We start from the raw sequence: 4,387 nt of genomic DNA, 5'->3' as shown, positions 1-4,387 counted from the left end.
GTGTATAAGAGACAGCCGCCGGCCGCCACTGGTGCGCCCGCGCGGTCGAGCTGGGCCCGCCGGAGGTCGCCGAGCGCGCCGCGCGGCTGTGCGAGGCCCTTCACGAGGAGTTGACGGCCTGAGGCACGCGGCGGTGCGAGGGGACGGCGGGGAGGGTAGGGGGAAGACCCCCGTGGTTTGCGCTGATCGTCTCGGTGGGTTAAGGTTGTGAACACAACGACGCGGGGTGGAGCAGCTCGGTAGCTCGCTGGGCTCATAACCCAGAGGTCGCAGGTTCAAATCCTGTCCCCGCTACTGATGAGCCGGTGCCCGGATCCTGACAAAGGATCCGGGCACCGGCCGTTTTCCGCCGCCCGCCCGCATCCGTCAAGTGCTGTGAGCGCCGTCGTGGGAGGTCGTACGTGCGGCGCGGTTCGGCGCCGGCTGCCCGCGGGAGCGCACGGGCTCCGCCGAAGGATTCCGGACGTGTCGGGCGGAGGTGTCAGGCGGAGGCGCAGGAGGGGCACAGCCCCCGGTAGGTGACCGTCGCCTCGTCCAGGGTGAACCCGTAGCGCTCTCCCTCGGGGAGCAGTGCGAGCGGGTCGCCGGAGGGGCGGACATCGCGGATCACACCGCACCGCGAGCACACCAGGTGCTGGTGGGAGTGGTGCGCGTTCGGGTCGTACCGCTTGGCGCGGCCGTCCGTGCTGACCTCGATCACCTCGCCGATCGAGACCAGTTCGCCGAGGGTGTTGTAGACGGTGGCGCGGGAGATCTCCGGCAGCTTCTCGGTCGCGCGCGCGTGCACCTCGTCGGCGGTGTAGTGGACATGCTCACCATCGAGGACCTCGGCGACCACTCGCCGCTGGGCGGTCAGCCGCCAGCCGCGATCCCGGAGACGTTGTAGCAGGTCACTCATGTTTCCACCTTAGCAGCGCGTGTCCATGGCCGGATTATGTACGATCTTCATGCTCTTCTTGACTTAGACAATGTCCAATGTAGGATCGCGTTCGGCTCAAGCCAAGGGGACAGGACAGATTCAGGAGGCGCATGTGACTGCCCAGATCGAGAACACCGGGCCGCTGACCACGGAGGCCGGTGCTCCCGTCGCGGACAACCAGAACAGCGAGACCGCCGGTTCGGGCGGCCCGGTCCTGCTCCAGGACCAGCTCCTGCTGGAGAAGCTCGCCCACTTCAACCGCGAGCGCATCCCCGAGCGGGTCGTCCACGCCCGCGGCGCGGGCGCCTACGGCACCTTCACCGTCACCGCCGACGTGACGAAGTACACCCGGGCGAAGTTCCTCTCCGGGATCGGCAAGGAGACCGAGGTCTTCCTGCGCTTCTCGACCGTCGCCGGCAACCTGGGCGCGGCCGACGCGGTGCGCGACCCGCGCGGCTTCGCGGTGAAGTTCTACACCGAGGAGGGCAACTACGACCTCGTCGGCAACAACACCCCGGTGTTCTTCATCAAGGACGCCATCAAGTTCCCCGACTTCATCCACACCCAGAAGCGCGACCCGTACACCGGTTCCCAGGAGGCCGACAACGTCTGGGACTTCTGGGGCCTGAGCCCGGAGTCCACCCACCAGGTGACCTGGCTCTTCGGCGACCGGGGCATCCCGGCCTCGTACCGCCACATGGACGGCTTCGGCTCGCACACCTTCCAGTGGAGCAATGAGGCGGGCGAGGTCTTCTGGGTCAAGTACCACTTCAAGACCGACCAGGGCATCAAGTGCCTCACCCAGGACGAGGCCGACCTCCTGGCGGGCAAGGACCCCGACAGCCACCAGCGCGACCTGCGCGAGTCCATCGAGCGCGGCGACTTCCCGAGCTGGACCGTCGGCGTCCAGATCATGCCGGCGGCCGAGGCGGCGAACTACCGCTTCAACCCGTTCGACCTGACCAAGGTCTGGCCGCACGCGGACTACCCGGTCATCGAGATCGGCAAGCTGGAGCTGAACCGCAACCCGCAGAACATCTTCGCCGAGGTCGAGCAGTCGATCTTCTCCCCGCACCACTTCGTGCCGGGCATCGGTCCCTCCCCGGACAAGATGCTCCAGGGCCGGCTGTTCGCCTACGGCGACGCGCACCGCTACCGGGTGGGCATCAACGCCGACCACCTGCCGGTGAACCGCCCGCACGCCACCGAGGCCCGCAGCCACGGCCGCGACGGCTTCATGTACGACGGCCGCCACGGTGGGGCGAAGAACTACGAGCCCAACAGCTTCGGCGGCCCGAACGAGACCGGCCGCGCGCCGTGGCAGCCGGTCCCGGTCGCCGGGACCACCGGTGACATCCCCGCACCCTCGCACGCCGAGGACAACGACTTCGTCCAGGCGGGCAACCTCTACCGCCTGATGACGGAGGAGGAGAAGGGGCGTCTGATCGACAACCTGGCCGGCTTCATCGCGAAGGTCTCGCGCGACGACATCGTCAAGCGGGCCGTCGAGAACTTCCGCCAGGCCGACGAGGACTACGGCAGGAGGCTGGAGGCCGCGGTCAAGGCCCTGCGCGGCTGATCCGGCGACTCCTCGCCGTACGAACCCGGAGGGACCGGACGCCAGTGGGCTCCGGTCCCTCCGGCGCGCCGCTGGGCGGGCCCGCGGCACGCGGGGACGCGCCCCGGGACGGCCGGTCTCAGACGGCAGCGGTGCCGGCGGGCGCGGCGGGTGCTTCCCGGCGCACCGGGGACCAGCAGCGGATGATGTCGCGCACCGAGACCACCCCCACCGGTTCCCGGTCGTCGAGCACGATCAGATGGCGGAACCCGCCGCGGGCCATGGCTCGTGCGGCGTCCTCCAGGGTCCAGCCGGGGGCGGCGAAGACCACGTCGGTGGTGGTGTGCAGATGTGCGGGCTCCCCGTCGGGGTCCTGCCCGGCCCCCACGGAGTCGAGGATGTCGCGTTCGGTGAGGATTCCGACGCCGCCGGCGTCGGGGTCGAGGACGACGGCCGTGCCGGCCCGCCGGGCGGACATCGGCCGGGCGGCCTGGCGGAGGGTGTGGGCGGGGCCGATGGTGAGAACCACGGTGCTCATGGCGTCACGGACGAGGGTGGTCATGACGGTTGGTGCCACCTCCTTGGTGAATCCCGGCCGGAGAAAGGATTCACAAGCTCACAAGCGGGCGGATTCTCGTGTTCACATGCCGATGGAGCCGCAACAAGGTGCAGGTGAAGGCCGGTTGACCGCAACCCGGCGGTGCGCTCAGTCGCCGATGTAGGTGAGCAGGTCCTCGTGGAGCAGTCCGTTGGAAGCCGCCGCGTTCCCGCTGTGCGGGCCCTCGCGCCCGTCCAGGCCGGTGAAGGCGCCGCCCGCCTCCTGCACGACGATCGCGTTCGCCGCCATGTCCCACAACGACAGCTCCGGCTCCGCGCAGAAGTCCACCGACCCCTCGGCGACCATCATGTACGGCCAGAAGTCGCCGTAGCCGCGGGTGCGCCAGCAGTCCCGGGTCAGGTCGAGGAAGCCGCCGAGCCTGCCGCGCTCCTCCCAGCCGCCGAGTGAGGAGAACGCGAACGAGGCGTCCTGCACCCGGGCCACCCGCGAGACCGACAGCCGGGTCGCGGACGTCAGGCTGCGGCCGGTGTACGCGCCGGCGCCCAGCGCCGCCCACCAGCGCCGGTTGAGGGCCGGAGCCGACACCACGCCGACCACCGGGCGGTCGCCCTCCTCGGTCCGTTCCATCAGCGCGATCAGCGTGGCCCAGACCGGGACGCCGCGCACGTAGTTCTTGGTGCCGTCGATGGGATCGACGACCCAGCGGCGCGGCCCGCGCCCCTCGCTGCCGAACTCCTCGCCCAGCACCGCGTCGCGCGGCCGCGCCCGCCGCAGGGAGGTGCGGATCAGCTCCTCGGCCGCCTTGTCGGCCTCGCTCACCGGCGTCATGTCGGGTTTGGTCTCGACCTTGAGGTCGAGGGCCTTGAACCGCTCCATCGTCGTGGCGTCGGCGGTGTCGGCCAGCACGTGGGCGAGACGCAGGTCATCGTGGTAGTCGGGCATGGACGAACAGTATCCAGCGGCGCGGCCGGCCAGCCACACGGGAGTGGCCAACCGGGTGCGCGGCCGTACACCCGCGGCGGTGAGATGGCGCGAGGCGTCTTGACACCCTCCGCCACCGCACCGATGCTTTGCGCGACCCGCCGCGTCCGGGGGAGGCCTTGATGACCTCGACGATGCCCTCTGCCGGGAGGCCCGCCGGACCGGCCGCCCACCCGGCCGACGTCCCCGTCGCGGGATGCGCCGCGGCGGCCGTGTCGATGGTGAGCGCCGCTCACCGCGATCCGCTGGTGCGCGCCGCGCTCACCGGCTGCTGGGACTCCCGGCTGCCGTCGCCCGGCCCGGAGACGGACCGCGTGGCGGCGGGGCTGCGCGACCGTGTCGCCGCCGCGCTGGTGCCCGGGGGGAGGGC

Annotated in this window: 4 protein-coding genes, 1 tRNA gene and 1 pseudogene; 3 read left to right on the top strand and 3 right to left on the bottom strand. The window is 70.8% G+C overall.

From position 1 onward, the window contains the following. Positions 1 to 220 precede the first annotated feature (220 nt). A tRNA-Met gene (locus AC2CJA_RS24670) sits at positions 221 to 294 on the top strand. Positions 295 to 481: 187 nt separating this feature from the next. Here AC2CJA_RS24670 and AC2CJA_RS24665 read toward each other — a convergent pair. Then, positions 482 to 898 (bottom strand): Fur family transcriptional regulator, encoded by a 417-nt coding sequence (locus AC2CJA_RS24665; RefSeq protein ID WP_206350659.1) that lies wholly within the window; start codon positions 896 to 898, stop codon positions 482 to 484. Positions 899 to 1,031: 133 nt separating this feature from the next. Here AC2CJA_RS24665 and AC2CJA_RS24660 point away from each other — a divergent pair, with 133 nt between their 5' ends. Continuing rightward, positions 1,032 to 2,498: a catalase gene (locus AC2CJA_RS24660; protein WP_484604888.1), complete on the top strand. Its 1,467-nt coding sequence runs from the start codon at positions 1,032 to 1,034 to the stop codon at positions 2,496 to 2,498. 118 nt (positions 2,499 to 2,616) lie between these two features. On the opposite strand, the gene AC2CJA_RS24655 is transcribed toward AC2CJA_RS24660, so the two are convergent. Both AC2CJA_RS24655 and hisN read right to left on the bottom strand, forming a co-directional pair. Next, positions 2,617 to 3,039 carry a CBS domain-containing protein gene (locus tag AC2CJA_RS24655; protein WP_484604887.1) on the bottom strand — a complete coding sequence of 141 codons (423 nt, stop codon included), beginning with the start codon at positions 3,037 to 3,039 and terminating at the stop codon, positions 2,617 to 2,619. Between the two features lie 144 nt (positions 3,040 to 3,183). Beyond that, on the bottom strand, positions 3,184 to 3,978 hold the full coding sequence (gene hisN / locus AC2CJA_RS24650; RefSeq protein ID WP_484604886.1) for a histidinol-phosphatase: 795 nt from the start codon (positions 3,976 to 3,978) through the stop codon (positions 3,184 to 3,186). A 161-nt stretch (positions 3,979 to 4,139) separates the two neighbouring features. On the opposite strand from hisN, the pseudogene AC2CJA_RS24645 reads away from it, so the two are divergent. Next, positions 4,140 to 4,387, top strand: a pseudogene (locus tag AC2CJA_RS24645) (TetR/AcrR family transcriptional regulator); the annotation flags it as partial.

This window comes from Streptomyces sp. ATLC9 (assembly GCF_057196705.1).
The sequence above is the reverse complement of the archived record's forward strand: the minus strand, read 5'-3'. Positions and strand labels throughout refer to the sequence as shown.